The organism is Salinarimonas soli, from assembly GCF_008386575.1.
Taxonomy (GTDB): domain Bacteria; phylum Pseudomonadota; class Alphaproteobacteria; order Rhizobiales; family Beijerinckiaceae; genus Salinarimonas_A; species Salinarimonas_A soli.
In genome coordinates this window covers 239047-266030 of record NZ_VUOA01000019.1, presented here as the reverse complement: position 1 = coordinate 266030, position 26984 = coordinate 239047, and the positions used below count along the sequence as shown (strand labels likewise).

Here is a 26984-nt window from a genome sequence, read left to right as displayed (position 1 = left end):
GACGGGGGTTCTTCGCGCGGCGTTCGACGCCGTCTCGTTGCGGGCGGGCCGTCAATAGGGGAACGGCCAGATCCGGAGCTTCTGCTTCGCGATCTGCCACAGGCGTGCCAGCCCGTGCGGCTCGACGATCAGGAAGAAGATGATCAGCGCGCCGATCACCATGAAGTTGAGGTGCTCGGCGGTGGCGCCGGCGATCGGGATGCCCATGGCGGGCAAGCCGAACTTCAGGATCGTGGGCAGGGCCGAGATGAAGGCCGCGCCCATGAAGGACCCCACCAGCGACCCCAGTCCGCCGATGATGATCATGAAGAGGATCAGGAAGCTCTGGCGGATGGCGAAGACGTCGCCGGCCTCCGCGCCGCCGAGCCAGATGAAGACGAGCAGCGCACCGGCCACGCCCGCATAGAACGAGGAGACCGCGAAGGCGAGAAGCTTCGTATGCAGCAGGCGGATGCCCATGAGCTCGGCCGCGATGTCCATGTCGCGCACCGCCATCCACATCCGCCCGAAGCGGCCATGCACCAGGTTCGAGGCGAGCCAGGTCATGAGCACGACGGCGGAGAGCAGGATGAGGTAGCGCACCTCGATCGCCGCCGTCGCGCCCGTGATCGGCACCCCGAACAGGGTGCGGGTCGGCACCTCGATCGCGCCCGACGTGTTGTAGTTGTAGAGCCACGGGATGCGGATGAAGCACCATTGCAGGAAGAACTGCGCCGCGAGCGTCGCCACGGCGAGGTAGAAGCCCTTGATGCGAAGGCTCGGCAGCCCGAACAGCACGCCCACCGCCGCCGAGAAGAACCCCGAGGCGAGGATCCAGACGATGATGTTCACCCCGGGGAAGTAGGTGGTGAGCTTGTAGCAGGCATAGGCGCCCACGCCCATGAAGCCCGCCGTGCCAAGCGAGATCAGGCCGGTGTAGCCCGTGAGGATGTTGAGCCCGATGGCCGCAAGCGAGAAGACCAGGAACGGCATCATCACCGTCTTGATCACGAAGTCGCCCGCGAAAAGCGGGATCGCGACGAAGGCGACGAGCAGGATGACCGCGAGGCCGATCCGGTCCTCGCGCAGGGGGAAGACGGCCCTGTCGGCGGCGTAGCTCGATTTGTATTGGCCGGCGTCGCGGTAGAACATCGATCCGTCCCGTCAGATGCGCTCGATGATCTTCTCGCCGAACAGGCCTTGGGGCCTGAACAGCAGGAAGGCCAGCGCGATGAAATAGGCAAGCCACGTCTCGATGCCGCCGCCGAGGAGGCCGCCCCAGTAGAACTCGCCGATCTTCTCTCCCACCCCGATGATGAGGCCGCCCACGATGGCGCCGGGGATCGAGGTGAAGCCGCCGAGGATCAGCACGGGGAGCGCCTTGAGGGCGATCACCTCGAGGGCGAAGGACACGTCGGAGCGTGCCCCCCACATGATGCCCGTGACGAGCGCCACGACGCCCGCCGTGAACCAGACGATGACCCAGATCTGGTTCAGCGAGATGCCCACCGAGAGCGCGGCCTTGTGGCTGTCGGCCACCGCGCGCAGGGCCCGGCCGATGCGGGTGTACTGAAAGAAGACCGCGAGCGCCGCGATCATCACGGACGCGATGATCGCCGCCGCGACGTCGAGGTGCTGGAAGCTCACCCGCCCGCCGAGCATCTCCACGTCGGTGACGCCCCGGGGCAGGTAGAGCTCGTCGGCGATCATTACCTTCGGATTGCCGCCGAACACCGATTCGCCGAAGCCGATGAGGAAATAGGTGATCCCGAAGGTCGCCATGAAGAGGATGATGTCGGGCTGGTTCACGAGCGGCCGCAGCACCACCCGCTCGATGGTGAGCGCGAGCCCGAACATCACGACGAGCGCCAGGATCACCGCGAGCCAGGCCGGCACGCCCTTCTCGTGCAGGCCGACCAGCGTGAGGGCCGCGAACACCACCATGATCCCCTGCGCGAAGTTGAACACGCCCGAGGCCTTGAAGATGAGGACGAAGCCGAGCGCGATCAGCGCGTAGAGCACACCCGCGACGAGGCCCTCCCACACGGTCTGGACGAGGAGATCGGGCGCCGAGCCCATGAGCGCGAAGGGCTCGATGAAGATCTTGTAGAGGACGTCCATCACGCGGCCCTGCGGGTCAGTCCCCCTCGCCCTTGCGGGGAGGGGTTGGGGGTGGGGGTCGAAACGTCGGAGCTCGCGGCGACGGAGGGAGCGCGCAGGCCGTTGCAGCCGTTTTCTGAACCGGGACCTCTCGCGTCCCGACCCCCACCCCTGACCCCTCCCCGCAAGGGCGAGGGGGAAAGGGCGCCATGGTCCATCGGTCGATCCATCGCCACGGCCCTAATGCGCCACGCCGAGATAGGCGTCGATCACCCGCTGGTCGCGCTTGACCTCCTCGGGCGTGCCGTCGGCGATCTTGCGGCCGTATTCGAGCACGACGACACGGTCGGAGAGGTCCATGACCACGCCCATGTCGTGCTCGATCAGCGCGATCGTGGTGCCGTATTGCTGGTTCACGTCGAGGATGAAGCGGGACATGTCCTCCTTCTCCTCGAGGTTCATGCCCGCCATGGGCTCGTCGAGTAGCAGGAGCTCGGGCTCCATGGCGAGCGCCCGGCCGAGCTCCACGCGCTTCTGGAGGCCGTAGGGCAGCTTGCCCACGGGCGTCTTGCGGATGTGCTGGATCTGGAGGAAGTCGATGATGTCCTCGACGAAGCGGCGGTGCTCCACCTCCTCCCGCATGGCCGGGCCGTAGCGCAGGAGTTGCCAGAAGAAGCCGGAGCGCATCTTGAGGAAGCGGCCCGCCATGATGTTGTCGAGGGTGGTCATGCCCTTGAAGAGGGCCACGTTCTGGAAGGTACGGCCGATGCCGCCCCGCGCCGCCTCGAAGGGGCGCATGCGCCGGCGGGTCTCGCCCTTGAAGGTGATGCGGCCCTCGCTCGGGTGATAGAAGCCGTTGATGCAGTTGAGCATCGACGTCTTGCCGGCGCCGTTGGGGCCGATGATCGCGCGCACCTCGCCCTTGCGGATGTCGAAGGACACGTCGGTGAGCGCCTTCACCCCGCCGAAGCGCAGCGACACGTTCTCGACGGCGAGAAGGGCCTCGCCCTTGACGATGACGGGGGTGTCGGGGGCTCTCATCTCAGCACGCTCTCAACATCGTCATTCCGCCGCCTCCAGGATGCCCTCGGCGGGCGCGGTGATCGGATGGGGCTTCAGGTCGCGGATCTTCACCCGGGCGGCGATCACGCCCTTGCGCCCGTCCTCGAAGGTGACCTCCGTGCGGATGTCGGCCTCCGTCGAGCCGTCGTAGAGGGCGGCGATGAGCGGCTCGTAGCGGTCGGCGATGAAGCCGCGGCGGACCTTCTGGGTGCGGGTGAGCTCGCCGTCGTCGGCGTCGAGCTCCTTGTGGAGGATGAGGAAGCGGCGGATCTGGGCGCCGCCCATGCGGGGCTCCGCCGCAAGCGACCGGTTCACCTCGTCCACGTGCCGCTCGATCATGTCGTAGACCAGCGGATGGCCCGCGAGCTCCTGGTAGGAGGCGTAGGTGACGTTGTTGCGCTCCGCCCAGTTGCCCACCGCCGTGAGGTCGATGTTGATGAAGCAGGTGACGAAGTCGCGCCCGTCGCCGAAGGCGACCGCCTCCTTGATGTTGGAATAGAACTTCAGCTTGTTCTCGACGTATTTCGGCGGGAACAGCGCCCCGTCGCGCAGCTTGCCCACGTCCTTGGCGCGATCGATGATGTGGAGGTGCCCCGTGGCGTCGAAGAAGCCGGCGTCGCCCGAGCGCACGAAGCCGTCGGGCGTCTTGGTCTCGGCGGTCTTGTCGGGGTCCTTGTAGTAGCCCAGGAACACGCCCGGCGAGCGGTAGAGCACCTCGCCGTTGTCGTCGATGCGGATCTCGACCTCGGGGGCGGGGCGCCCCACCGTGTCGGCGCGGATCTCGCCGTCGGGCTGCATGGTGACGTAGACGCTCGCCTCCGTCTGCCCGTAGAGCTGCTTCAGGTTGACGCCGATGGCGCGGTAGAAGCGGAAGATCTCCGGACCGATCGCCTCGCCCGCCGTGTAGCCGACCTTGATCCCCGTGAGCCCGAAGCGGTTGCGCAAGGGGCCGAAGATCAGGACGTCGCCGAGGCGGTAGATCAGGCGATCCTTGAGCCCCACGGGCTCGCGGTTGAGGATGCGCTCGCCCACCCGGTTCGCGTGGCCGATGAAGTAGTGGAACATGCGCCGCTTGAAGGCGCTCGCGTCCTCCATGCGCACCATGGTGAGGGTGAGCATGTTCTCGAAGACGCGCGGCGGCGCGAAGGCGTAGGTGGTGCCGATCTCGCGCCGGTCCTCGATCACCGTATCGGGGCTCTCGGGGCAGTTGACGCACAGCCCCGCGAGGATCGCCTGGGCGTAGGAGAAGATGTGGTCGCCCACCCACGCGATCGGCAGGTAGGCGATGATCTCGTCGCCCTCCTGCAGGTTGTCGAAGTCGCAGCCGATGCGGGCCGCCGCGATGACGTTGTCGTAGGACAGCATCACGCCCTTGGGCCGCCCCGTCGTCCCAGACGTGTAGAGGATGATGGCGAGGTCGGCGCCCTGGCTCGCGGCGAGCTCGCGGCCGAGCATCGCCCGCGCGGAGGGGTCCGCCTGAAGGGTCTTGCGTCCCTCCTCGATCACCTCGGCGATGGGATGGAGGTGGGTGTGGTCGTAGTCGCGAAGCCCCCGCTCCTCGTCGTAGAGGATGTGGCGCAGGGTCGGCACCCGGTCGGCGATGGAGAGGAGCTTGTCGACCTGCTCCTGGTCCTGCACCGCGGCCTGCACGACCTCCGCGTGGTCGAGGACATAGGCCATCTCGTCGGCCACGGAATCGGCGTAGACCGGCACGGGAATCGCGCCGAGCCATTGGGCGGCCGCCATGGTCCAGTAGAGGCGCGGGCGGTTGTAGCCCACGATCGCGATCTTGTCGCCGCGCTGGAGGCCGAGCGCGCTCAGGCCCACCGCATAGGCGCGGACGTTGTCGTGCACCTGCTCCCAGGTCCACGACTGCCAGATGCCGAGATCCTTGTGGCGGATCGCGGTCCGCCCCGGGCGGATCCGCGCGGCGGTGGCGATCAGCTTCGGAAACGTGTCGTCGCGTGCAGCCTGCGGCGTCACCGACCCTCCTCCTGGCCACCCGTCGCCGGGCTGCCGTTCCTCTCCGGACCGCACGGGTGATCCCGCGTCTTATCCTGCTTGTTGCATCGGGCAGCCCGTCGATGTCGGCTGCCCCATGGGCATTAGTTGTAGCCCGTAGCTCTGCGGCGGCAAGCCCCTACTTTGTGCGCAAGTCCCCAAACACACCCGAGAGATCTCGGCGCTCGGTGCGAAAGTGCGCACGATCCCACGGGGGATCCGCCTTCCTAAACAAGCGGGGCTCACGTGGATGATCGTTGACTCGGTCAAGGATCACCGGCAGCCTCGGTGACAGAGGGCCTGGTCCCCGAGAGGCGCATCATGACGGAAACCACCCTCGACCGCACGCAGGCGGTTCGCCGCTTCACGCGCTTCTACACCCGCCGTCTCGGCGTGCTCGAGGAGGGGCTGCTGGGCAGCGATCTCACGCTCGTCGAGGCGCGGGTCCTCTATGAGCTCGCGACCCGCGAGGCGCCGATGGCGGGTGCCATCGCGGCCGATCTCGGGCTCGATGCCGGCTATCTGAGCCGCATCCTGCGCCGTTTCGTCGAGCGCGGGCTTCTGGCCCGGACGCGCTCGGAGTCGGATGGCCGGCGGCGGGTGCTCGCCCTGACCCCGCTCGGGCGGGAGACCTTCGCGCCCCTCGACAGGCGCTCCCGCGAGCAGGTCGGCGCCCTGATGTCCCGCCTCTCCGACGTGGACCAGCACCGGCTGGTCTCCGCCATGGCGACGATCGAGACGCTGCTGGGCGACGGCGAGGCGGCGGGGGCGGCCTACGGGCTTCGCCCGCATCGCCCGGGCGACATGGGCTGGATCGTGCACCGGCACGGGGCGCTCTACGCGCAGGAATATGGCTGGGACGACACCTTCGAGGCGCTGGTCGCCGAGATCGCGGCCGGCTTCGTGAAGAGCTTCGACCCCAAGGGCGACCGCTGCTGGATCGCCGAGAAGGACGGCGAGATCGTGGGCTCGGTCCTCCTCGTGCGCCAGGATGCGACGACGGCGAAGCTGCGCCTGCTCTACGTGGAGCCCAAGGCCCGGGGCCTGGGCATCGGCCGGCGCTTCGTCGCCGAGGCCGTGGCCTTCGCACGGGGCGCCGGCTACCGCCGCATCACCCTGTGGACGAACGACATCCTGCACGCCGCCCGCCGCCTCTACGCCGAGGCGGGCTTCCGGCTCGTCCAGGAGGAGCCGCACCACAGCTTCGGGCAGGATCTCGTGGGCGAGGTCTGGGAGCTCCTCCTCGATCCCCCCTCCCCTTGAGCCCGCCGGGCCTCGCGCTATCTCGGATCGTATGAGCGACCGTCCCATCCCGCCCGTCGACCCCATCGCCCGCACCACGCGGGTCGCAGGCAGCCTGCGGCATGTGGAGGCGGCGGACGCTTCCCCGGCCGTGGACGCCGCCATGCGGCAGGAGTGGCAGGACGCCCTGGCGCGGGAGCTGCTCAAGGCGAAGGACGAGGCCGAGCGCCGGCGCGACGGGGGCGCCCTGCGCCGCTGGCGCGAGCTCGTGCGCTCCCTTTGGCCCCGCGAGGGCTCAGCTGAGGGCGGTGCCCCGAAGGAGCCCCGTCAGGAGCGATAGGCCGATCACCAGGACGAAGGCGGCGGCCAGGAGCTCCAGCCCCGCGGCCGCGATCTCGCCCCGCGCTCCCCGCCCGCCCGCGAGCCGCAGGGCGAGCCCCTTGGCGAAGACCGCGAGCGCCGCGATGGCGCCGGTGGTGAGCGCTGTCCCGAGCGCCATCGCGACGACGGCGGCGATGCCTGCGGGCAGCAGCCCCTGGGAGAGCGTGAAGACGAGCACCACGAGGGCCCCCGCGCAGGGGCGGATGCCCGCCGCGAGCACGACGCCCGCGAGGTCGCGAAACCGGGTGAGGCGGTCGATGGTGTCGGGCGGGGGCAGGTGGACGTGGTCGCACGCGGCCTCGGGCGCCGCCTCGCCCCGGGCGGCCGCGGCGGTCCGAAGGAGCTTGCCGGCCTTGCGCCAGGTGAGGACCACGCCCAGCGCCGTCACGGCGACGAAGCTCCCGAGCTCCACGGCGTTCGTCACCTGGCTCATGGTGGCGGCCGTCGCCTTGAAGGCGATGGTGATGCCGAGCACGAGGCCTATCGCGACGAGCGCCTGCAGCAGGGCCGCCGCGAGGCTCAGGGCGAAACCCTTGAGGAGCGCCCGCTCGCTCGCCACGAGATAGCCCGCGATCACGGCCTTGCCGTGTCCCGGCCCGGCGGCGTGGAACACGCCATAGGCGAAGCCGATGCCGAGCAGCGTCCAGAGCGCCGCCCCGTTCGCCTTCAGGGCCAGCACCGCGCCTTGGAGGCTCCGGTAGAACGAGCCCTGCCAGGCGAGGATCACGCCGCCGATCCCCGTGGGCGCGGGCGCCGCCTCGCGGGCCAGGCCGAAGGGGCCTCGCACGGGGGTGGGCGGGGGTGCGTCGGCGGCGCCGATCCAGGCGACGAGCGCCAGCGCCCCCGCCACGACCGCGACGGCGGCAAGCGCCAGGGCGAGCCGTGAGAGGAGCGGCTTCGCCGAGGCCCGGGCGGGGCTCCAGGTCTGGGCGGTCATGGGCAGACGATGAGGGCGCGGTTGGAGAACTGGGCCCCGAAGCTCGACGCCGCCGTGAGCGCCTCGAAGAAGCCCTCCGACAGGCGCTGACCCTGCGCGGCGTCGATGGGCTTCGGGCGGGTGATCGTGGCGGCGCAGCCCCGCGGCGCGCCGGCGAGCTTCACGGCATCGTCGCCGTCGGCGAGGTTGAACGAGACGAAGAAGGTCGGGTCGTAGACCTCCAGGGACACCAGCTTCGGGCTCACGGGCGCCTTGAGCGGCAGGAGGAAGCGCAGGGTCGCCTTGCCCTCCTCGAAGGTCATCGAGGGCTCCGCCGTCCCCGCGAAGGCCTGCTTGACGCCGCCTGCCTTGACGATGGTGAAGTAGTCGAACTCGGCGAGGGACTCGGTGTTCACCTTGGCGAGGTCCGCCAGCTCGTCGGGGGTGAGCTTCCCGTCATTGTTCTTGTCGAGGCCCTGCGTCACGTAGGCCGAATAGGCCTCGTCGAAGGTCCAGGCATGGCGCACGCCGGTCACCTGCCCGTTCGCCGCATAGGCCACCTCGGCCCGCGCCGTGATCCAGACGTGCGGATGCGCGAGGGCCGGTCCGGCCCCGAGCGCCACGCCCACGAGGGCGCCGGCCAATGCGTATCTCATGAATGCCCCGTCGAGAAAAACGCGGCCGCCGCGACGGCCGGCCCGCGGGCCCGGCATCGTCCTCGAACGCGGCGAAACGGTGGCGATCACACCAGCCCGGGGTCGATTCCACCTCCCCGCTCCAGCCAGGCCGGAACGGGCAGGTTCTTGGCGCGCAGGAAGGCCGGGTTGAAGAGCTTGGACTGGTAGCGGGTGCCGGAGTCGCACAGGATCGTCACGATCGTGCGGCCGGGTCCCAGATGCCGGGCGAGGCGCATCGCCCCCGCGACGTTGACGCCAGACGAGCCGCCGAGGCACAGGCCCTCGTGCTCCAGGAGGTCGAACACGACGGGAATCGCCTCCTCGTCGGGGATCTGGAACGCGACGTCGGGCCTGAAGCCCTCCAGGTTCGCCGTGATGCGCCCCTGGCCGATCCCCTCCGTGATCGAGGATCCCTGCGCTTTCAGCTCGCCGTGGGCGAAGTGCTCGTAGAGCGCGGACCCTAGGGGATCGGCGAGGCCGATGGCGACCCCGGGCTTCGCCGCCCGCAGGGCCGCAGCGGTGCCCGCGAGCGTGCCCCCCGTGCCGACGGCGCAGATGAAGCCGTCCACCGCCCCGCCGGTCTGCTCCAGGATCTCCGGGCCCGTGGTCTCGACATGGGCCTCGCGGTTCGCGACGTTGTCGAACTGGTTGGCCCACAGCGCTCCGTTCGGCTCCTCGCGCGCCAGCCGCTCGGCGAGGCGGCCCGAGACCTTCACGTAGTTGTTGGGGTTGGCGAAGGGGACGGCGGGCACCTCGACGAGCTCGGCTCCCATGAGCCGGAGCATGTCCTTCTTCTCCTGGCTCTGGGTGTCCGGGATCACGATCACGGTCCGGTAGCCCAGCGCGTTGCCCACCAGCGCGAGGCCGATGCCCGTATTGCCGGCGGTCCCCTCCACGATGACCCCGCCCGGCCGCAGCACGCCCCGGCGCTCCGCGTCGCGGATCATGAAGAGCGCCGCCCGGTCCTTCACCGAGCCGCCGGGGTTCATGAACTCCGCCTTGCCGAGAATCGTGCAGCCCGTCGCCTCGGAGGCACGGCGCAGGCGGATGAGGGGCGTGCCCCCGATGGCGGAGGGGGTGTCTGATCGGATGGTCATGGCGGGATGGTGACGCGGGGCGGGGCGCGGAGCAATGGCAAAGGCGCCGTGCCGGACGGGTCCGGCACGGCGATGCCGCTTCAGCACGCGGTGAGCTTCGGCGTGCGCTCGACCTCGAGGCCGAAGAGGGGACGCAGCCGGGTGCCGGCCACGTTGCCGAGGAAGGCGAAGACGAGCCACGCCCAGCCGTGCAGGCTGCCCGACGCGATGCCTGAGAAATAGGCCCCGATGTTGCAGCCATAGGCGAGGCGCGCGCCGTAGCCCAGAAGCAGCCCGCCCACCGCCGCCGCCATGACGGAGCGCAGGGGGATGCGCCAGACGGGGGCGAAGCGGCCCGCAAGGCCCGTGGCGAGGAGCGCGCCGGCGATGATGCCGAAATCCATCACCGAGGTGACGTCCCGGAACACGCTGCCGTTGAGCTCGGCGAGGCGCGCCGGCGTCGACCAATAGGGCCAGGCCGTCACCTCGAGGCCGAGGCCCCCGGCGATCTTCGATCCCCACAGGGCGAAGGCGGAGGTGACGCCCCAGGGACGCCCGGCGAGCGCCAGCGTCGCGAAGTTGAGGAGCGCGAGCGCCACCGCGCCCCAGACCAGGGGCCAGGGCCCGCGCAGGACCCGCTCCAGCCCCTCGCGGGGCGCCGGCGCGGGGGTCTCCAGGGCTCCGTGACGGCGCTTCTCGAGAACCACGGTGACGGCGGCGATCGCTGCAAACACGGCGAGGTTGACGGCGAGCGCCGTCCACGGACCCCAAAGCGCAACGAGCGAGGTCTTCGGCAGGGACGGCAAGGCGGCCCACCAATGGAAATGGGCGGCGCCGATCGTCGAGCCGACGATGAAGAAGGCGAGCGTGATCAGCATCCGGGTCGAGCCGCCGCCGACGGTGTAGAGCGTGCCCGAGGCGCAGCCGCCGCCGAGCTGCATGCCGATCCCGAAGATGAAGGCGCCGAAGGCCACCGAGACGCCGATGGGGGAGACCAGGCCCTGGACCGGCTCGCCGAAGAGCGATCCGGCCGCGAGCACGGGGAAGAACAGGGTGACGGCGAGCGCCAGCATCACCATCTGGGCCCGCAGGCCCGCCCCGCGCCTGTCAGCGATGAAGACGCGCCAGGACGAGGTGAAGCCGAAGGCGGCATGGTAGAGCACGAGGCCCATGAGGCCGCCCAGGCCATAGAGCGCCGCTTGGCGTGTGCCGAAGGCCGCCGCCAACGCGATCGCGCCGGCCACAAGGGCGGCCCCTGCCACAAGCGCCACGCCGGGATTGCGGGGCGTGGTCGGCGTTCGGTTCAGGGGGATGGTAGGGTCGGCGAGGGACGCTGAGGCGGTCATGGGAGGAGCCCTCCTTATCGTCCGGCGCGCTGCTGGGACGAGGCATTTCACGCGCGAGACATGGATCTACGTATGTTTCACATCCTAGTGTGTCAATTGCTAGGTATTTACATATTTCATCGTGTTTATGTCCGCCACCGCGTGGAACGGACGCGCGCCGATCCATTGACGGCCCACGCAGTTTATGTCAGCATCACTGACATAAATCTCCGACACCCAGGACGCGGGATCCAACCCGCTCGGGATCACGTTGGCGGCATGTGGAGGAACGGCTGATGGCCGATGCGGGCACGAGCCTTCGTAGCGTCACCCTGGACGACAAGTACGACCTGACCAAGGACCGCGTGTTCATCACGGGCACGCAGGCCGTGATCCGCCTCCTCCTGATGCAGCGCGAGCGCGACCGGCTGGCGGGCCTCAACACCGCGGGCTTCGTCTCGGGCTATCGCGGCTCCCCGATCGGCGGCCTCGACCAGAACCTGATCCGCGCCAAGAAGTGGCTCCAGCCCAGCAACATCGTCTTCCAGCCAGGCCTGAACGAGGAGCTCGCGGCAACCGCCGTGTGGGGCTCGCAGCAGGCCGAGATGCGGGGCGAGGGCCGCTACGACGGCGTCTTCGGCATGTGGTACGGCAAGGGCCCGGGCGTCGACCGATCCGGCGACGTCTTCCGCCACGCCAACATGGCAGGCTCCTCGCGCCACGGCGGCGTGCTGGCGCTCATGGGCGACGACCACACGGCGGAATCCTCCACCGTCGCGCACCAGTCCGAGTTCCACTTCGTTGACGTGATGATCCCGATCCTGAACCCCGCCGGCGTTCAGGAGATCCTCGATTACGGCCTTTACGGCTACGCCATGAGCCGCTTCTGCGGCACCTGGGTCGCCTTCAAGTGCGTGAAGGACAACATCGAGTCGACCTCCTCCGTGGACGGGTCGCTCGATCGCGTGAAGATCGTCATGCCCGACGACTTCATGATGCCGCCGGGCGGCCTCAACATCCGCACCCCCGACGGCATCCTCGACCAGGAGGCCCGGCTCCAGGACTTCAAGCGCGACGCCATGCTGGCGTTCGTGCGCGCCAACAACCTCAACCGCATCGTGCTCCAGGGCGGCCGCCAGCCGAAGGTCGGCATCATCACGGTGGGCAAGTCCTATCTCGACGTGCGCCAGGCCATGGACGAGCTCGGCCTCGACGAGGTCAAGGCGAACGACATGGGGCTTCGGATCTACAAGGTCGCCTGCCCCTGGCCGCTCTCCCAGCGCGAGCTCCTCGAGTTCTCGCAGGGTCTCGACCTCATCATGGTGGTGGAGGAGAAGCGCTCCCTCATCGAGGTGCAGGTGCGCGAGGAGCTCTACGGCACCGCCAACCAGCCGCTCTGCATCGGCAAGAAGGACGAGGGCGGCAACTGGCTCTTCCCCGTGAAGGGCTCGCTCGATCCCAACGACATCGCCATCGCCATCGGCGAGCGGCTTCTGCGCTACCACAACAACGACGACCTGCGCGGCCGGGTCGAGCGCCTGCGTCAAGCCCAGCAGGTTCTCGCCCTCACCTCGGACGTCGCGACGCGCACGCCGCATTTCTGCTCCGGCTGCCCGCACAACAGCTCGACCAAGGTGCCCGAGGGCATGCGCGCCTATGCGGGCATCGGCTGCCATTACATGGTCCAGTGGATGGACCGGGCCACCGACGGCTTCACGCAGATGGGCGGCGAGGGCGCGAACTGGATCGGCGAGAACGCCTTCTCCAAGCGCGGACACGTCTTCCAGAACCTCGGCGACGGCACCTACAACCACTCGGGCGTGCTGGCGCTGCGCTGGGCGATCCACACCAAGACGAACGTCACCTACAAGATCCTCTTCAACGACGCCGTCGCCATGACGGGCGGCCAGCGGCACGAGGGCGGGCTCACGGTCGACATGATCGCCCGCCAGGTGCGGGCGGAGGGCGTCGAGCGCATCGCGCTGGTCTCCGACGAGCCCGACAAGTACCCCGCCACGATCCAGTGGCCCGCCGGCATCTCCTTCCACCACCGCGACGACCTCGACCAGGTCCAGCGCGAGATTTCGGAGGTCTCGGGCGTCTCGGTCATCATCTACGACCAGACCTGCGCCTCCGAGAAGCGGCGCCGGCGCAAGCGGGGCGAGTTCCCGGATCCCGACAAGCGCGTCATCATCAACGAGCTCGTCTGCGAGGCCTGCGGCGACTGCTCCGTGCAGTCGAACTGCGTCGCCGTGCAGCCCGTCGAGACCGAGTACGGCCGCAAACGCCAGATCGACCAATCGAACTGCAACAAGGACTTCTCCTGCGTGAAGGGCTTCTGCCCGTCCTTCGTGACGGTGCACGGCGCCAAGCCCAAGAAGGCGAAACCCGCCAGGACGGACGCGTCCGGCGAGGTGGCGCTGCCTGAGCCTGTGATCCCCGCCATCGACCGCACCTTCAACGTCATCGTCACGGGCGTGGGCGGCACGGGCGTCGTGACCATCGGGGCGATCCTCGGCATGGCGGCGCATCTTGAGGGCAAGGGCCTCGGCATGATCGACATGGCCGGCCTCGCCCAGAAGGGCGGCGCGGTCTACAGCCACGTGCGCCTCGCCAACAGCCAGGACGACATCCACGCGATCCGCGTGCCGGCGGGCTCGGCCCATCTCGTGCTCGGCTGCGATCTCGTGGTCACGGGCACCAAGAAGGTGCTCGCCGCCGTGAAGCCGGGGCAGAGCCGCCTCGTCGTCAACACGGCGGAGGTGATGCCCGGCGACTTCACCCGCAACGCCGACTTCTCGCTTCCCGCGGAGCGCCTGAAGAAGGCGATCACGGGCGCGGCCGGCGCAGACGGCGTCGCCTTCGTCGACGCCACCGCCATCGCGACGGCGCTTCTGGGCAATGCCATCGCGGCCAACATGTTCATGCTGGGCTACGCCTACCAGCAGGGCGCCGTGCCCCTCTCCGGCAGCGCCATCGAGCGCGCGGTCGAGCTCAACGGCGAGGCGGTGAAGATGAACCTCGCCGCCTTCCGCTTAGGGCGCCGCGCGGCGGCCGATCCGGCTTGGCTTGCGGAGATCGTCGGCTCCCTCAAGGCGCCGACCAAGGTGCGCGAGCTCTCCACCTCGCTCGACGAGGTGATCGCCCGGCGGATCGCCTACCTCGCCGACTACCAGGACGCGGCTTACGCCGAGCGGTACCGCGCCCGGGTGGAGCGGGTGCGCGAGGCGGAGACCCGCGTCATGGGGGCGCCGGGCGCGCTCACCGAGGCCGTGGCGAAGTCCCTGCACAAGCTCATGGCCTACAAGGACGAGTACGAGGTGGCCCGCCTCTACACCGACGGCAAATTCGCCCACCAGGTCGCCCAGACCTTCGAGGGCGAGAACCTGCGCTACGAGTTCCACCTCGCGCCGCCCCTTCTCGCCCGCCGCGATCCGCACACGGGCGTGCCGCGTAAGATGACCTTCGGCCCCTGGGTCATGAAGGCCTTCGGCGTGCTCGCCCGGATGCGCCGGCTTCGCGGCACGGCCCTCGACGTGTTCGGCTACACCCACGAGCGCCGCACGGAGCGCGGGCTCATCGGTGCGTTCGAGGGGCGGATCGAGGAGATCCTGGAGCGGCTGACCCCGGCGAACCACACCCTCGCCGTGGGGCTCGCCAACGTCCCGCAGAAGATCCGCGGCTTCGGCCACATCAAGGAGCGAAACCTCGAGACGGCACGCCGCGAGGACGCCGAGCTCCTGGAGCGCTTCCGCCAGCCCGAGACCCCGCTTCCGATGGCGGCGGAATAGGAGCGCCCTCCCCTCTCCCGAATGGGAGAGGGATGCACGAAGNNGTGCCAGGGGGTGAGGGTGAACGCTGGGAGGTTCGCACCGCGGATCCGTGCTCCCACCGTCATCCCCGGGCTTGACCCGGGGACCCAGGCCATGGGCAGCGATTGGATGGCCGGGTCAAGCCCGGCCATGACAAGCGGGGGCGTCGAGGCGGCTGGTCTGACTTAGCCACCCTCACCCCCGGCCCCTCTCCCATCCTGGAGAGGGGAGATGCCGCGCTTCCCCAGGCCTCAGCGCGCCCCTACATCCTCCCTATGCCCATCCTCCTTGCGCTCGCCGCCGCGCTCCTGTTCGCCCTCGTCCTTGGCCCGCAATGGTGGGTGCGCCGGGCCATGCAGCGGCACGCGGCCGAGCGGCCGGACCTGCCCGGGACCGGGGGCGAGCTTGCCCGCCATCTGCTCGACCTCGCGCGCCTGGAGCACGTTCCCGTCGAGATCGCGCCCGCCGACCATTACGACCCGGTCGCGAATGTCGTCCGCCTGTCGCCGGAGAACCATGACGGCCGCTCGATCACGGCGGTGGCGGTGGCGGCGCACGAGGTCTCTCATGCGCTCCAGCACGCGGCCGGAGACCGGCTCCTCGCAGCGCGGGTGCGGTTCGCGCCGGTCGTGCAGGGTTTCGAGATCGCGGCCGCCGTGGTGATGACGACGGCGCCGCTGGTGCTCCTCGTCGTCAAGTCGCCCGTCCTGCTCGCCTTCCAGGTGGGTGTCGGCATCGCGCTGCTCGGCGTCCGCCTCCTGTTCCACCTCCTGACGCTGCCCGTGGAGCTCGACGCGAGCTTCCGCCGGGCCCTGCCGATCCTGGAGACGGGCCGCTTCCTCGATGCGCGCGACCTGCCCGGCGCCCGCGCCGTGCTGCGCGCCGCGGCCCTTACCTACGTGGCCTCGGCTCTCGTCTCGCTCGTGAACATCGCCCGCATCCGCCGCCTCCTCCCCTTCTAGGGGCCTTGCGTTACGGCAGCGGGCCGGGCCATCTAGCCCGGCCCGATCACGCGCACCGCCCCGGCAGAGGGCGGACCAGGAGGTCCCATGACGACGCCGTTCTACGACAACCGCGACACCCGCGATCCGGCGGAGCGCGAGGCGGACCTGATGGCACGCCTGCCCGACGTCGTGGCGGCGGCCCAGCGTTCCCCCGCCGGAGCGGAGCGGCTCGCCGGCGTCGATCCGGGCGAGATCACGAGCCGCGCGGCGCTGGCGCGGCTGCCCGTCCTGCGCAAGTCCGACCTCCCGGGCCTCCAGAAGGCGAACCCGCCTTTCGGCGGCTTCCACGCGGGCTCGCTCGCTGTGTTCGGCCGCCTTTTCACCTCGCCGGGCCCGATCCACGAGGGCGAGGGCCGCGGCACCGATCCGTGGGGCGCGGCGCGGGGCCTCTACGCGGCGGGGTTCCGGCCGGGCGACGTGGTGATTAACACGTTCTCCTACCACCTGACCCCCGGCGGCTTCATCATGGACGGGGGCGCACGGGCGCTGGGCTGCCCGGTGATCCCGGCCGGCCCCGGCAACACGGAGGCGCAGCTCGACGTGATCGAGGCCTTCCGGCCCGTAGCCTTCGCCGGCACCCCGGACTTCCTCAAGATCGTCCTCGACGCCGCCAATGGGGCGGGCCGCGACGTGTCCTCGATCAGGAAGGCCATCGTGTCGGGCGCGGCCTTCCCGAAATCGCTCCAGGAGCTGTTCTCGGGGCGCGGCATCGAGGCCTATCAAGCCTATGCCACGGCCGATATCGGCTTCATCGCCTACGAGACGGAGGCGCGCGAGGGCATGGTGGTGAACGAGGACATCATCCTCGAGATCGTGCGCCCGGGGACGGGGGATCCCGTCCCTGAGGGCGACGTCGGCGAGATCGTCGTCACCTCCCTCGATCCCGAGCGCCCGCTCCTGCGGCTCGCCGTCGGCGACCTCACGGCCGCGATGGGGGGCACAAGCGCCTGCGGGCGCACCAACACCCGCATCCGCGGCTGGATGGGCCGCGCCGACCAGACCACCAAGGTCAAGGGCATGTTCGTGCGCCCCGAGCAGGTGGCCGAGATCGGCCGCCGCCATCCCGAGCTCGGCCGCCTGCGCCTCGTCGTGACCCGCGAGGGCGAGAACGACGCCATGACCCTACGGGCCGAGGCCCCCTCCCCCGCCCTCGCCGAGCCCCTGGCCGCGACGCTCCAGTCGGTCACGAAGCTGCGGGGAGCGATCGAGATCGTGCCGCCCGGGAGCCTGCCCAACGACGGCAAGGTGATCGCGGACGAGCGGAAATATGATTGAGGGGCGCCCCCTTCTCCCAGGGGGAGAGGGGAGCTGTCACCGCCAAATCGGCATTGAGGCGAGGGCGATGCCGGCGCACAGGCCCAACGCCGCCCGGCGATAGGTCTCGTCCGTCGAGCGGTCGAAGACGCGCGAGCCCAGCAGCAGGGTGCCCGCGTAGAGCGGCAGGAGGGCGAGGCCCGCGAGCGTGCGGCCCGGGGTGAACAGGCCCGTCCACCAGAAGCCGGTGAAGCTCACGATCGAGAACAGGCCGAAGAACGCGAATATGTTGGAGCGCACCCGCGCGGCCCGCTCCGGACCGCCGAGCCAGAACAGCACGATGAGCGGCCCGCCAAGCCCGATGGCGCCGCTGAGCGCCCCCATGCCGCCGCCCACCATGAGCGAGCGGCCCACGCCCGGCTCGCCGCGATAGCGCCAGCCGGCGGCGAGCAGCGCCGTGACGCCGAGGATGAACAGGCTCAGGATCCAGCGCACGACGATGGGGTCGGTGCTGAGCAGGAAGGCGAGCCCCATGGGAAAGGCGATCGAGGCCGCGAGCGCCACCGGTCCCACCTCGGCCCAGCGGCAGGCGCGAAAGTGCGGCAGGAGCATCGGCGTGGTGGATCCGGCATCGATGATGAAGAGCAGGATGATCGCCGTCACGGGATCATAGGCCGCCCCAACCGCCGGGATCATGATCATGCCCGCCCCGAAACCCGTGAAGCCGCGCACGAAGCCAGCGAGCGCCGCCACGGCGACGACGAAGGGGATGCGCGGGTCGGACCAGTCGACGGCGGCGAGAAGTTCGGCCAAAGGAGGGTTCCAGAATCGGGGAGCGCCCCGACCTTAAGCGATCACCGGGGGTCCCGTCCCATGCCCACCCTGCATGTCTGCCCGCTCTCGCGCCTGCACGAGACCGTCGAAGCCGTCGGCGCGAGCCATGTAGTGACGCTCATCAACGTCGCCACCCCCGTCGAGCGTCCGGCCGCCATCGACCCGGAGCGCCACCTCTTCATCGGTGTGAGCGACATCGTCGAGGCCCGCGACGGTCACGTCGTGCCGGCGCGCGAGCACGTGGAGCGCCTGCTCGCCTTCGTACGGGACTGGCCGCGCGAGAAGCCGCTCGTGATCCATTGCTGGGCGGGGGTCAGCCGCTCGACGGCGGCGGCGTTCATCACGGCCTGCGCGCTCGACCCTGAGCGCTCCGAGGAGGAGATCGCCGACGCGCTTCGCGCCGCGTCCCCCATGGCGACCCCGAACGCGCGCCTCGTGGCGGTGGCGGACGAGATGCTGGGGCGGGAGGGCCGCATGGTCGCGGCGATCGCCCGGATCGGGCGGGGCGCGGACGTCGCGTTCGAGAACGAGCCGTTCGAGCTGCGGCTGGGGTGACGGCGCTCTGGCGCGTCAGCGACGGATGCGTCGGTCTGCACGTCCGGCCTGAGCTCGTCGCGGGAGCGCCATCCGTCCGGAGGCAGCTCGACCGCGGATGAACCGGCATGGCCGCCGGCGTTCGCCGGAGGCCCGCGTCGCCTCAGGCGACGGCGGGGATGAGCGCTTCGGCGGCGGGCTGGGCGGGGGTCGTGTCGAAGGCGAAGGTGATCACGGCCTCGTCGACGCGTTCGGCCTCGCGGGCGATCTCACGGGCGATCAGGCGGGCCGCCTTGGTCGGCGTGCCGCCGGCGCCGAGCGCCGCCGTGAGCCATGACGCAGCGCCGGCCTCGACGAGACCCGTCGGGCGCTCGCCCCACACCACGAAGTCGACGATCGCGGGCACCAGCCACTCGGTCCAGCTGCGGTCCGCCTGCGCCGCCGCGGCGTCGAGCGAGAGGAGGAGCTCGACCTCCTCGCGGGACGAGACGCCGTCCGGCAGGACGTCACGCTGGAGACGGCGGACGTCACCGAAGCTGATCCGACCCTTGGCGATGGTCTTCGTCACGATCTCCGCAAGGTTATTGTTGCTCATCTTGGCCTCCTCGATCAGGTTGCAGCCATCGGGCCGCGTTCCTTCCATGCGTCAACAATCGCGCAACCCCTATTCCCCTCTGGTTAATGGGGAAATCTGAATCCGCGTTCAGGTTAAGTGAGTCTGATGGATCGTTTTCAGCTTCTGTTGACCTTGAGAATTGCTGAAGAACGTCCGGACCCGCGCCGAGACCCGGTCGCGTGCCGTCGCCGCGACTGGCGGACGGGCGGCTATGGATGGCTCGCCTCTAGCGCCATCCGGGGACCGAGCCGATGACGACCACCCCTCTGACGCGCGCCGCGCTCCGCCGCGACCTGGCAGGCCTCGGCGTCGAGAGGGGCGACATCGTGATGGTGCATGCCGCCATGAGCCGGCTCGGACGCCTTCTCAACGGGCCGGACGCCTTCATCGCCGCCCTTCTCGACGCGGTCGGCCCCACCGGCACGATCCTCGCCTACACGGACTGGGACGGCGCCTATGACGATCTGCTCGACGGCGAGGGACGGGTCGCGCCCGCGTGGCGGGACCATGTCCCGCCGTTCGATCCCGCCACGTCGCGGGCCGTCCGCGACAACGGCGTCTTGGCCGAGTTCGTCCGCACCACGCCGGGCGCGCGGCGCAGTGGCAATCCCGGGGCATCGGTCGCGGCGATCGGCGCGCAAGCCGATTGGCTCACGGCCGATCATCCACTCGATTTCGGCTATGGCGAGGGCTCACCCCTCGCGCGGCTGGTCGAGGCCGGGGGCAAGGTGCTGATGGCGGGCGCCCCGCTCGACACCATGACCCTCCTCCACCATGCCGAGCATCTGGCGCGGGTCCCGGGCAAGCGCCTTCGTCGCTACGAGGCGCCGATCCTGGCCCGCGGCACCGTCGAATGGCGCATGATCGAGGAATTCGACACCTCGGACCCGATCGTCCCGGGCCTGGCCGAGGACTTCTTCGGCGCGATCGTGCGGGAGTTCCTCGCCTGCGGCCATGGCAGGCAGGGCATGGTCGGCCGGGCGCCCTCGGTGCTCGTGGATGCGGCCGCGATCTGCGCCTTCGCGGTCGCCTGGATCGAGCGCCACGCGACCGGCCTTGGAGCAGGTCCAGGGGCCTGAGGCCCCCGCTCTACGAGAACGATCTGACCAGCCCGCCGATCAGCAGGTTCCAGCCGTCGATCAGGACGAAGAACAGGACCTTGAAGGGCAGGGAGATCACGGTCGGGGGCATCATCATCATGCCCATGGACATGACGATCGTCGCCACCATGATGTCGATGACGAGAAACGGCAGCGCGATGATGAAGCCGATCTCGAAGCCCCGGCGCAGCTCGGAGATCATGAAGGCGGGGATGAGCACGCGCAGTTCCACCTCGTCGGGCCGCGCGCCGCCGTTCTTCGACGCGGCGAGGTCGGCGAACATGGCGAGGTCGCGCTCGCGCACGTGCGACTGCATGAAGTCGCGGAACGGCCCGGTCGTGCGCTTGAACGCGTCCTCCTCGGAGATCTCGTTGCGCATGAGCGGCTGGATGCCGTCGGCCCAGGCTTTGTCGAAGGTCGGCCCCATGACGTAGAAGGTCATGAACAGGGCGAGGCTCACGAGGACGATGTTGGCGGGCGTGGATTGCAGGCCGATCCCGGAGCGCAGGAACGAGAGCGCCACGACGAAGCGGGTGAAGCTCGTCACCATGATCATCAGCCCCGGCGCGATCGACAGCACCGACAGGAGCAGGATGAGCTGGATGATGCGGCCCGAGGTGGAGCCGCTCCCCTGAGGCAGCAGGCTCGACAGGTCGACCGTCTGGGCGTGGGCGGCCCCTGCCGCCGCCGTGAGGGCGAGGCCGAGAGCCAGGGCGAGGGCGGCGGAACGGCGGGTCATGCGGGGTCCGTCGCTGGGGTCGTCGTGGGGATGGGGCTCGTCACTGGACGACGAGGGTTTCGATCACGAGCTCGCGGGCCCGGCCGTTCGAGCGCAGGCGCACCCGCTCGGCGAGGTCCTCGCGCAGGGACTGGAGGCCGCCCGCGCCCTCGATCTGGGAGAGCGCGAGGGTGCGCAGATAGGCCAGCACGTCGCCGCCGATCTCGGCCGCGAGCACCCGCGCCTTCTCGCCCTCGACCCCGTCGAGGACGATGGAGCCCTCGAGCCGGATCCAGGTCTCGGTCGGGCGGGCGAGGTTCGTCACGATGGGCGCGAGGCGGACCATCGAATTCGTCTCGGCCGCCTTGCCGGCGCCCGGCGCGCCCGCCTCGACGGCGCGCGGCGGCGGCTTGGCGTCGCCCAGCGTGTAGGCGACCCCTGCCCCGGTCGCGGCGGCGAGACCCGTGAGGATCAGGACCGTCGCGGCCCTCTGGGCGCCCGAGGGACCGGCGGAAACGGGAGCGGGGAGAGCCTTGGCCATGATCCGCTCAGAACGGGGCGACGATGTTGTAGAGCTGCTGGCCCCAGCCCGGGTTCTGCACGGTGCTGGCGCGGCCGCGGCCGCCATAGGAGACGCGGGCCTCGGCGATCTTGTCGTAGGCCACCGTGTTGGCCGCCGAGATGTCGCGGGGCCGCACGATGCCCGCCACGTTGAGGACGCGCAACTCCTGGTTCACCCGCACCTCCTGGGAGCCGCTGATGAGCAGGTTGCCGTTGGGCAGGGTGTCCATGATGGTGGCCGCCACGGAGAGCTCGATCCGCTCGGCGCGGTCGATGCTGCCCTGGCCGCGCGAGGAGGTGCGCGAGTTCAGGCTCGCCCCCGCCTTGCCGTCCCCGCCCGCCCCGTTGAGGTCGTAGGAGAAGTCGCCGCCGAGCCCGATGGCCGATTCACGCGAGAGGCCGGAGCGATTCTCCATCTTGGCCTGGTCGTCGATGGTGATGCGCACGGTGAGCACGTCGCCGGGCTTCATGGCGCGCGAGTCGCGGAAGAGGTCGGCCCCGCCCTCGGTGTAGAGCGAGTGGTAGCTCTTGCGCTCCATGGGCGCGTAGGGCGTGGCGGCCAGCCCCGTATGGGCCACCGTCATGCCGGCGCCCACGGGGCTCAGGCTCGGCTCGCGGCCGATCTCCTTGATGTCGGACATGCAGGCGCTGAGAAGCGACAGGCAGAGGATGGGGAGGATGGGCTTGAGGGTCATGGGGGATCCTATTTGCGCGCGCTGCCGGCGACCGTGCGGGCCAGCATGGCGGCGCGTCCGGGTTCCATCTCGTTGAGGATCGCGCCGGCCTGGCGCGGGGGAAGCTTGGCGATGATGGCGCTCGCCGTGTCGCGGTCCATCGCGGCGAGCTGGGCGGCGGCGGACTCGGTGTTCATCCGGGAATAGATCCCGACGACGCTGTCCTCGGCCTTCTTGAGGAACTCCTCGCGCCGGGCGAGCCAGGCCTCGAACTCGCGCTTTTGCGCGGTGAGCTCGGCGAAGCGGCGCTCGAGGCGCGCCTCCATCTCCTGGAGGGCCCGGGCCTGCCAGGCCGCGCGCGCGTCGACGGCCCCCTGGCGGATCGTCTCGCAATAGAGCTTCACCTCGTCGGCGGGGGCGGGCGTCTCCGGCCGGGCCGCGTCGACGGCAAGCGCCGTGGGCGCCGCCGCGAGGAGGAGCCCCGTGGCGAGCAGGGCCCGGATGGCGCGAAGGCGCGTTGTGCGGTGGTGGAATCGCATGCCCGACGCAGCCTCTCCTCTCGTTGCCCCCGAGATGTAGGCGATCAGGCTTGCTCCAGGCTGGACGGGGCCGCCGGGCGGGCGATGCTCATAGGCTGGCCCGTAGATACGGGCCCACTCTCCACCCTCGTCCTGAGGTGCCCTGCGCAGCAGGGCCTCGAAGGGCGCTCCAGGGATCACAGGACGGCTGTGGCAAGCGTCCTGCGTGCTTCGAGGCTACGCTGCGCACCTCAGCATGAGGGGGGTAGCAGCAAGCCGTTTCGGGTCAGGCTCTCAGGCGCAGAACGAGCGGGCGCCCTCGGTCCATTCGCCGAAGCCGCTCGCGACGAGGTTGCGGATCACGCCGCAGACATAGCGCTTCTGGGCGGGCGCGTTGTTGGGGCCCGCGTGGTAGCGCGCCGCCGCCATGGTCCAGCTGCCGTGCTGGGCCCGCAGGCGCTTGAGGAAGAGCGCCGCGTAGTCGACGTTGCGCCCCGGGTCGAGCATCGCCTGGGGCGAGCCGAACTCGCGGCCGTGATAGTGGTGATTGATCTGCATGCAGCCGAGATCGATGAGCTTCACGCCCCGCGCCCGCTCCTCGGCGAACTTCGCCATCGCCTCGGCGGGGCTGCCCGGGAAGTAGGACTTGCCCGCCACGTTGAGGGCGTAAGGGTGCAGCCAGCCCCGGCGGCCGGATTCGTTGAGCGCGACGGCGAACAGGACGCCGAGCGGCACCCCGTGCTCGCCGGCGGCGCGGGTCATCTCCGCCTCGCACACGGCGTTGAAGTGGTTGTGCTCCGGCTTCGGCTTCGCCGAGGCCTGGCTAGAGATAGAGATCGCCGCGAGTGTCGCGACGACGACCGAGATCGTCCTCATCCTGCGCTCTCCTGGCTTGAGCTCCGTTCCCCGGGTGATCGCGACGGTCCGATCCGCCGCCGGGCATCCCCTCGCGCCCTCCGCTCGCGCCGCCCGCCGCCGCGCCGTCGCCGCCCGAGGGGGCCTGGACGCCGGGGGCATGGAGGCGGGCAGGCGGCTCGCCCGCCTGGATCGTGACCACGTCGGGCACGACGCCGCTGCGGCGGATCGCGTCCGTGATGAGGTCCTTGTCCTGGTTGAGAAGCGGCACGACGCTCGGATCCGCCGCGGTGACGTCCACCCGCACCCCGTCGGCCGTGAGGCGGATCGCGAGGGTGACCTTGCCGAGCGAGATGGGCTCCAGCTGCACCGTGAGCACCTTGACCGGCGAGGCGGAGCCCCGGGCAAGCGGATCGGTGGAGGCGAGGGTCGGGGCGAAATGCAGCGGCGCCCGGTCCGGCGCCGCGCCCGATACCGCGTCGGCGATGGCCTGGACGTTCGCGGCGCCGAGCGCCGGCGCGAAGAAGGTCGCCTGCGACAGGACCGTGGCCTTCATCGGCGCCTCGCCCGCCGACGCCTTCACGGCGAGCGCCAGATCGGCGGTGCCCCGCATGAGGGGGCCGGAGAGCCGCACGCCAGGCCGCGAGCCGGCGGGTTGCGCGTCCGTGCCGACGGCAGGAGCGTCAGTCGTGCCCCGGCGCGGCTCGCGCGCCCCGTCGGCCTCGGCCGTCCCGCGCTTCGCCTGGGGCTCGCCCGGCGTCACCGCCGCGACGGCCTGGGCGAGGAGCCCCGCGAGGGCGTCGTTCCCGGCGGCTTCGTCAGGAGCCGACGCCTGATCCAGGGGCAGGCCCGGCTCGCGGATCGGCGGGGCGCCCCGGCCGAGGTCGAACACCAGCGCATTGAGAGCGGACATGGCCTTGGGCGGGGGAGCCGTCTCGCCCGCCGCCTCGACAAGCATCTCGCCCTGGGGCGCCGTCTTGGCCTTGCCCTTGCCCTCGCGACCGCCATGCTTGTCCGAGGGCGCGGGAAAGCAGCGCTCGAAGGCTTCGCCCGCGCCGGCCTCGGTGGAGGCGGCTCCCGCGTGACCCCGGATCGGGGCGGTCGTGGGCACGTCGACGCGTGTCATGGGCGGCTCCGTTCGAGAAGGGTGTCGATGTCGGCGAGCAGGCGCTCGGCGCGCCGCAGGGTCGCGCTTCCCGGCAGGTCGGCCCCCCCGTCGGCGGCCTTGTCGGGGCCGAGCGCGATCCGGGGCATGGGGCCGGGCGGCAGCGTCAGGGGCTCGACCACCTGCACGGCGAGGTCCGCCACCGCCTCGAAGAGGCGGCGGTCGGGTTCGGGCAACCGCGCGGGATCGATGGCGAGCAGCGCGCGGGCACCCTCGTCGGCCTGGGGGGACGCGACCAGGGAGGCCGCGCCGTAGAAGGCGGCGCGCTCGGCCTCGGGGCTGCCGCCGGGCGCGAGATCGGCCGCGAGGGATGCCGCGCGGCGCGCCATCATCGGGCGGCCGGCGAGGAAGCCGTGGCGGGCGAGCACCAGGAGCAGCTCGCGCCGTCCCTCGGGCTCGAAGCGGGCGAGGAGCGCCTCCACCCGCCGCAGGATCGCCGGATCGCGCTCGAGGTCGAGGCCGACGAGGAGCGCGCCGAAGCGGTCGCGGAAATTGCCCGCGTAGACCGACTGGCGGAAGCGGCGCAGATAGACGTTGGTCAGCGCCTCGAAGCGGTCGAAGTTGCCGCGCTGGCCCTCGACGACGATCTCGCGGCGCAGGGCCGCCTCCTCGACGAGGGAGCCCGGCGCCAGGAGGCGGGCGAGCGCCAGCAGGGAGGCGGCCTTGGCCGGGTCGTCCCGCACCACGAGGGCCGCCTGGACGAGGGCGATCTGGGCCCCGAGCCCTGCCGGCAGGGTCTTGGCGTCGATCTCGGCGAGCTGCGCCTTCGCCCGGATCTCGTTGCCCTCGACATAGGCGAGCGCGCCGCGCATCAGCCGCTCGTCGATGCGGGGCTTCGGGTCGAGCTCCAGGAGGCGGCGCATCAGGGCGGGCGGGCCGCCGCTCAGCAGGAAGGCCACGGCGGCCCGGGCATTGCGCTCGGATTGCCAGACGGACGGGTCGGCGGCGTCCATCCGCTCGGCGATGTGCTGGACGAGGGCGCGCTGCGCCGCATGGGCCCGCACGTCGCCCGCCGCGATCTGCTCCTGCAGGGCGTGCAGGGTGCGCACCAGGGCATAGGGCTCCTTGGCCTCCGCGGCGGCTGGAGCCTCGGCGGGCGCGGGCGGCACTGGCTCGGCCAGGGCCGGGGCGCCGCCGAGAAGGACCGCCGCGAGGAGGAGCGAGGCGCGGATCACGGGCGCGGCTCCCGCAGCAGGATCTCGATGCGGCGGTTGGCGGCGGCGCCGGGATCGGCCGCGACCTTCAGCGACCGGTCGGCCCAGCCCTCGATGCGCTCGATGCGCGCCTCCGGGATGCCGCCGCGGATCAGCATGTAGGCGGCCATGTGGGCCCGGGCGCTCGACAGGCGCCAGTTGTCGTAGTCCTTGGAGCGGAAGGGCCGGCCGTCCGTATGGCCGCGCACCACCACGGGCCCGCCCCCCTTGCGGATGACCTCCGCCACCTTCTCGACGATCCGCACCGCCTCCGGGCGCGGCTCGGCCGAGCCGATGGCGAACATGCCGAAATCGGGCGCGTCGGTGAGGCTCACGAGAACCCCCTCCCCCGTCGATTCCACGCGGATGTCCGGCGCACCGGCGCTCTGGACGCGGCCCACGGCCGTGGCGATGCTCTCGCGCAGCTCCGCCACCCGCCGCTCGATCGGCTTGGCCTCGCCCGCCTTGCCCTCGCCCGCCTTGCCCTCGCCCCCCTTGCCCTCGACGAGCTTCGGCTCGGCGGCCTTCGCTTCGACCATCTTGGCGTCAGCCATCTTGGCCTCGACCATCTTGGCCTCGGACGCCTTGCTCTCGGGAGGCTTGGCGCCCTGAGCCTCGGCGGTGGGCACAGGGCTTGCCGTCTCGGCCACGTCGCGGGTCGCGAGGGCGGCCGCGTCGGCCTTCGCGTCGGCGGGCTTGGGCGCGGGCTTGGCAGCCATGGCCTTGCCCTCCCCTGCCGCGTCGCGTTTCGCGGGAGGCGCCGGGAGCGCGGCGCCCGCATCGGGGGCGCCTGCCTGGCCGCGGGATTCGCCCGTGCCGCGAGGGATCTGCGCCTTGGCCGAGACCTGCCAATAGACCGGGTCGAAGGGATCGCGCGCCTGGTCGCCCGCCGAGAGGCCCGGCTTCGACCCCTCGCCCGGGATGCCCTCGACGGCGAGGGCGGCGGCGCGGGGCTCCACGGGGGCGCTCGCCGCGATGTCGGCCAGAACCGCGTAGGGGTCCTGGAACAGGGCGGCCTCGGAGCGGGTCTGGCGTCCGGGGGCGGAGGCGCCGGGTCCCTCGCGGGCGGGGCCCTGCGGCGGCGCCGGGACGGCCTTCCCCTGCCCCTCCTTCTCGCCCTCGACGGGCGGGCGCGGCTCGGGATCGCGGATGCCCTTGCGGTCCACGGTCGCCTCGGCGAAGCGGATCGGGTTGAAGTAGCGCGCGACGCTTTCCTTCGTCTGCTGGTCCGTGACGTTGATGAGCCACATGACGAGGAAGAAGGCCATCATGGCGGTCATGAAGTCCGCATAGGCGATCTTCCACACGCCGCCCTTGGGCTCGTCGTAATCCGTGTGCCCGCCGCGGCGGATGATCAGGATCTCGGAGGTGTCTTTGTCCGGCACGG

General features: G+C 70.8%; 25 protein-coding genes. 7 read left to right on the top strand and 18 right to left on the bottom strand.

All coding sequences use genetic code 11. The annotated features are described in order from the left end of the window. Window positions 1-51: 51 nt before the first annotated feature. The 4 genes from F0L46_RS10390 to F0L46_RS10375 form a co-directional block, all read right to left on the bottom strand. On the bottom strand, window positions 52-1131 hold the full coding sequence (locus F0L46_RS10390) for a branched-chain amino acid ABC transporter permease (RefSeq protein ID WP_149817169.1): 1080 nt from the start codon (window positions 1129-1131) through the stop codon (window positions 52-54). Window positions 1132-1143: 12 nt separating this feature from the next. Then, window positions 1144-2100, bottom strand: a complete 957-nt coding sequence (locus tag F0L46_RS10385; RefSeq protein WP_149817167.1) for a branched-chain amino acid ABC transporter permease — start codon at window positions 2098-2100, stop codon at window positions 1144-1146. Window positions 2101-2319: 219 nt separating this feature from the next. Continuing rightward, a complete protein-coding gene (locus F0L46_RS10380) occupies window positions 2320-3120 on the bottom strand; it encodes an ABC transporter ATP-binding protein (RefSeq protein ID WP_149817165.1) in 801 nt (266 codons plus the stop codon). A gap of 21 nt (window positions 3121-3141) precedes the next feature. After that, on the bottom strand, window positions 3142-5124 hold the full coding sequence (locus F0L46_RS10375; protein ID WP_149817163.1) for an AMP-binding protein: 1983 nt from the start codon (window positions 5122-5124) through the stop codon (window positions 3142-3144). Window positions 5125-5463: 339 nt separating this feature from the next. Here F0L46_RS10375 and F0L46_RS10370 point away from each other — a divergent pair, with 339 nt between their 5' ends. Together F0L46_RS10370 and F0L46_RS10365 are read left to right on the top strand one after the other, a co-directional pair. Then, the gene (locus tag F0L46_RS10370; RefSeq protein WP_149817162.1) at window positions 5464-6405 is read left to right on the top strand and encodes a bifunctional helix-turn-helix transcriptional regulator/GNAT family N-acetyltransferase; all 942 of its coding nucleotides are present in this window, start codon (window positions 5464-5466) and stop codon (window positions 6403-6405) included. 31 nt (window positions 6406-6436) lie between these two features. After that, complete coding sequence (locus tag F0L46_RS10365) at window positions 6437-6724, top strand: hypothetical protein (protein WP_149817160.1); 288 nt, start codon at window positions 6437-6439, stop codon at window positions 6722-6724. Here the strand turns inward: F0L46_RS10365 and F0L46_RS10360 are convergent. The 4 genes from F0L46_RS10360 to F0L46_RS10345 all read right to left on the bottom strand — a co-directional run bounded on the left by F0L46_RS10360 (window position 6680) and on the right by F0L46_RS10345 (window position 10780). Beyond that, entirely contained in the window at window positions 6680-7702 is a 1023-nt protein-coding gene (locus tag F0L46_RS10360) for a nickel/cobalt transporter (RefSeq protein WP_149817158.1), read from the bottom strand. The genes F0L46_RS10365 and F0L46_RS10360 overlap by 45 nt on opposite strands. Beyond that, a complete protein-coding gene (locus F0L46_RS10355; protein ID WP_149817156.1) occupies window positions 7699-8337 on the bottom strand; it encodes a DUF1007 family protein in 639 nt (212 codons plus the stop codon). Before F0L46_RS10355 ends, F0L46_RS10360 begins: the two co-directional genes overlap by 4 nt. Before the next feature lie 86 nt (window positions 8338-8423). Then, window positions 8424-9455 carry a cysteine synthase A gene (locus tag F0L46_RS10350; protein ID WP_149817154.1) on the bottom strand — a complete coding sequence of 344 codons (1032 nt, stop codon included), beginning with the start codon at window positions 9453-9455 and terminating at the stop codon, window positions 8424-8426. Window positions 9456-9535: 80 nt separating this feature from the next. After that, the gene (locus tag F0L46_RS10345; RefSeq protein WP_149817152.1) at window positions 9536-10780 is read right to left on the bottom strand and encodes a YeeE/YedE family protein; all 1245 of its coding nucleotides are present in this window, start codon (window positions 10778-10780) and stop codon (window positions 9536-9538) included. 275 nt (window positions 10781-11055) lie between these two features. Between F0L46_RS10345 and F0L46_RS10340 the strand changes: the two genes are divergently transcribed. The 3 genes from F0L46_RS10340 (at window position 11056) to F0L46_RS10330 (ending at window position 16850) form a co-directional block, all read left to right on the top strand. Then, window positions 11056-14550 carry an indolepyruvate ferredoxin oxidoreductase family protein gene (locus tag F0L46_RS10340; RefSeq protein ID WP_149817150.1) on the top strand — a complete coding sequence of 1165 codons (3495 nt, stop codon included), beginning with the start codon at window positions 11056-11058 and terminating at the stop codon, window positions 14548-14550. Between the two features lie 296 nt (window positions 14551-14846). After that, entirely contained in the window at window positions 14847-15533 is a 687-nt protein-coding gene (locus F0L46_RS10335; RefSeq protein WP_149817148.1) for a zinc metallopeptidase, read from the top strand. An 87-nt stretch (window positions 15534-15620) separates the two neighbouring features. Next, window positions 15621-16850, top strand: a complete 1230-nt coding sequence (locus F0L46_RS10330; RefSeq protein WP_149817147.1) for a phenylacetate--CoA ligase family protein — start codon at window positions 15621-15623, stop codon at window positions 16848-16850. Window positions 16851-16886: 36 nt separating this feature from the next. Here F0L46_RS10330 and F0L46_RS10325 read toward each other — a convergent pair whose 3' ends face one another. Further along, window positions 16887-17642 carry a sulfite exporter TauE/SafE family protein gene (locus F0L46_RS10325; RefSeq protein WP_149817145.1) on the bottom strand — a complete coding sequence of 252 codons (756 nt, stop codon included), beginning with the start codon at window positions 17640-17642 and terminating at the stop codon, window positions 16887-16889. A gap of 60 nt (window positions 17643-17702) precedes the next feature. Between F0L46_RS10325 and F0L46_RS10320 the strand changes: the two genes are divergently transcribed. Beyond that, on the top strand, window positions 17703-18218 hold the full coding sequence (locus F0L46_RS10320) for a tyrosine phosphatase family protein (RefSeq protein ID WP_149817143.1): 516 nt from the start codon (window positions 17703-17705) through the stop codon (window positions 18216-18218). 142 nt (window positions 18219-18360) lie between these two features. Here the strand turns inward: F0L46_RS10320 and F0L46_RS10315 are convergent, their stop codons facing one another. Continuing rightward, window positions 18361-18792 (bottom strand): hypothetical protein, encoded by a 432-nt coding sequence (locus tag F0L46_RS10315; protein ID WP_149817141.1) that lies wholly within the window; start codon window positions 18790-18792, stop codon window positions 18361-18363. A gap of 272 nt (window positions 18793-19064) precedes the next feature. Between F0L46_RS10315 and aac(3) the strand changes: the two genes are divergently transcribed. Beyond that, on the top strand, window positions 19065-19892 hold the full coding sequence (aac(3), locus tag F0L46_RS10310) for an aminoglycoside 3-N-acetyltransferase (RefSeq protein ID WP_149817139.1): 828 nt from the start codon (window positions 19065-19067) through the stop codon (window positions 19890-19892). 10 nt (window positions 19893-19902) lie between these two features. Here the strand turns inward: aac(3) and fliP are convergent, their stop codons facing one another. From fliP to F0L46_RS10270, 8 genes are all read right to left on the bottom strand, one after another. Further along, window positions 19903-20652, bottom strand: coding sequence for a flagellar type III secretion system pore protein FliP (gene fliP / locus F0L46_RS10305; protein ID WP_149817137.1), 750 nt, complete (start codon window positions 20650-20652; stop codon window positions 19903-19905). A gap of 40 nt (window positions 20653-20692) precedes the next feature. Then, entirely contained in the window at window positions 20693-21172 is a 480-nt protein-coding gene (locus tag F0L46_RS10300) for a flagellar basal body-associated FliL family protein (RefSeq protein WP_149817136.1), read from the bottom strand. A gap of 7 nt (window positions 21173-21179) precedes the next feature. Next, window positions 21180-21887 carry a flagellar basal body L-ring protein FlgH gene (gene flgH, locus F0L46_RS10295; protein ID WP_149817134.1) on the bottom strand — a complete coding sequence of 236 codons (708 nt, stop codon included), beginning with the start codon at window positions 21885-21887 and terminating at the stop codon, window positions 21180-21182. An 8-nt stretch (window positions 21888-21895) separates the two neighbouring features. Next, window positions 21896-22405: a MotE family protein gene (locus F0L46_RS10290; protein WP_149817132.1), complete on the bottom strand. Its 510-nt coding sequence runs from the start codon at window positions 22403-22405 to the stop codon at window positions 21896-21898. A gap of 273 nt (window positions 22406-22678) precedes the next feature. Then, a complete protein-coding gene (locus F0L46_RS10285) occupies window positions 22679-23260 on the bottom strand; it encodes a transglycosylase SLT domain-containing protein (protein ID WP_149817130.1) in 582 nt (193 codons plus the stop codon). Further along, window positions 23208-24365: a flagellar hook-length control protein FliK gene (gene fliK / locus F0L46_RS10280; RefSeq protein ID WP_149817128.1), complete on the bottom strand. Its 1158-nt coding sequence runs from the start codon at window positions 24363-24365 to the stop codon at window positions 23208-23210. The genes F0L46_RS10285 and fliK overlap by 53 nt, the downstream gene beginning before the upstream one ends. Beyond that, a complete protein-coding gene (locus F0L46_RS10275) occupies window positions 24362-25579 on the bottom strand; it encodes a MotC family chemotaxis protein (RefSeq protein WP_149817126.1) in 1218 nt (405 codons plus the stop codon). The genes fliK and F0L46_RS10275 overlap by 4 nt, the downstream gene beginning before the upstream one ends. Continuing rightward, a complete protein-coding gene (locus F0L46_RS10270; RefSeq protein ID WP_149817124.1) occupies window positions 25576-26982 on the bottom strand; it encodes a MotB family protein in 1407 nt (468 codons plus the stop codon). The genes F0L46_RS10275 and F0L46_RS10270 overlap by 4 nt, the downstream gene beginning before the upstream one ends. Between the last annotated feature and the right edge of the window lie 2 nt (window positions 26983-26984).

Coding starts and splice junctions, on each gene's coding strand:
- F0L46_RS10390 (WP_149817169.1), bottom strand. CDS start 1,131: ATGTTCTACCGCGACGCCGGCCAATACAAATCGAGCTACGCCGCCGAC.
- F0L46_RS10385 (WP_149817167.1), bottom strand. CDS start 2,100: ATGGACGTCCTCTACAAGATCTTCATCGAGCCCTTCGCGCTCATGGGC.
- F0L46_RS10380 (WP_149817165.1), bottom strand. CDS start 3,120: ATGAGAGCCCCCGACACCCCCGTCATCGTCAAGGGCGAGGCCCTTCTC.
- F0L46_RS10370 (WP_149817162.1), top strand. CDS start 5,464: ATGACGGAAACCACCCTCGACCGCACGCAGGCGGTTCGCCGCTTCACG.
- F0L46_RS10365 (WP_149817160.1), top strand. CDS start 6,437: ATGAGCGACCGTCCCATCCCGCCCGTCGACCCCATCGCCCGCACCACG.
- F0L46_RS10360 (WP_149817158.1), bottom strand. CDS start 7,702: ATGACCGCCCAGACCTGGAGCCCCGCCCGGGCCTCGGCGAAGCCGCTC.
- F0L46_RS10355 (WP_149817156.1), bottom strand. CDS start 8,337: ATGAGATACGCATTGGCCGGCGCCCTCGTGGGCGTGGCGCTCGGGGCC.
- F0L46_RS10350 (WP_149817154.1), bottom strand. CDS start 9,455: ATGACCATCCGATCAGACACCCCCTCCGCCATCGGGGGCACGCCCCTC.
- F0L46_RS10345 (WP_149817152.1), bottom strand. CDS start 10,780: ATGACCGCCTCAGCGTCCCTCGCCGACCCTACCATCCCCCTGAACCGA.
- F0L46_RS10340 (WP_149817150.1), top strand. CDS start 11,056: ATGGCCGATGCGGGCACGAGCCTTCGTAGCGTCACCCTGGACGACAAG.
- F0L46_RS10335 (WP_149817148.1), top strand. CDS start 14,847: ATGCCCATCCTCCTTGCGCTCGCCGCCGCGCTCCTGTTCGCCCTCGTC.
- F0L46_RS10330 (WP_149817147.1), top strand. CDS start 15,621: ATGACGACGCCGTTCTACGACAACCGCGACACCCGCGATCCGGCGGAG.
- F0L46_RS10320 (WP_149817143.1), top strand. CDS start 17,703: ATGCCCACCCTGCATGTCTGCCCGCTCTCGCGCCTGCACGAGACCGTC.
- F0L46_RS10315 (WP_149817141.1), bottom strand. CDS start 18,792: ATGAGCAACAATAACCTTGCGGAGATCGTGACGAAGACCATCGCCAAG.
- fliP (WP_149817137.1), bottom strand. CDS start 20,652: ATGACCCGCCGTTCCGCCGCCCTCGCCCTGGCTCTCGGCCTCGCCCTC.
- F0L46_RS10300 (WP_149817136.1), bottom strand. CDS start 21,172: ATGGCCAAGGCTCTCCCCGCTCCCGTTTCCGCCGGTCCCTCGGGCGCC.
- flgH (WP_149817134.1), bottom strand. CDS start 21,887: ATGACCCTCAAGCCCATCCTCCCCATCCTCTGCCTGTCGCTTCTCAGC.
- F0L46_RS10290 (WP_149817132.1), bottom strand. CDS start 22,405: ATGCGATTCCACCACCGCACAACGCGCCTTCGCGCCATCCGGGCCCTG.
- F0L46_RS10285 (WP_149817130.1), bottom strand. CDS start 23,260: ATGAGGACGATCTCGGTCGTCGTCGCGACACTCGCGGCGATCTCTATC.
- fliK (WP_149817128.1), bottom strand. CDS start 24,365: ATGACACGCGTCGACGTGCCCACGACCGCCCCGATCCGGGGTCACGCG.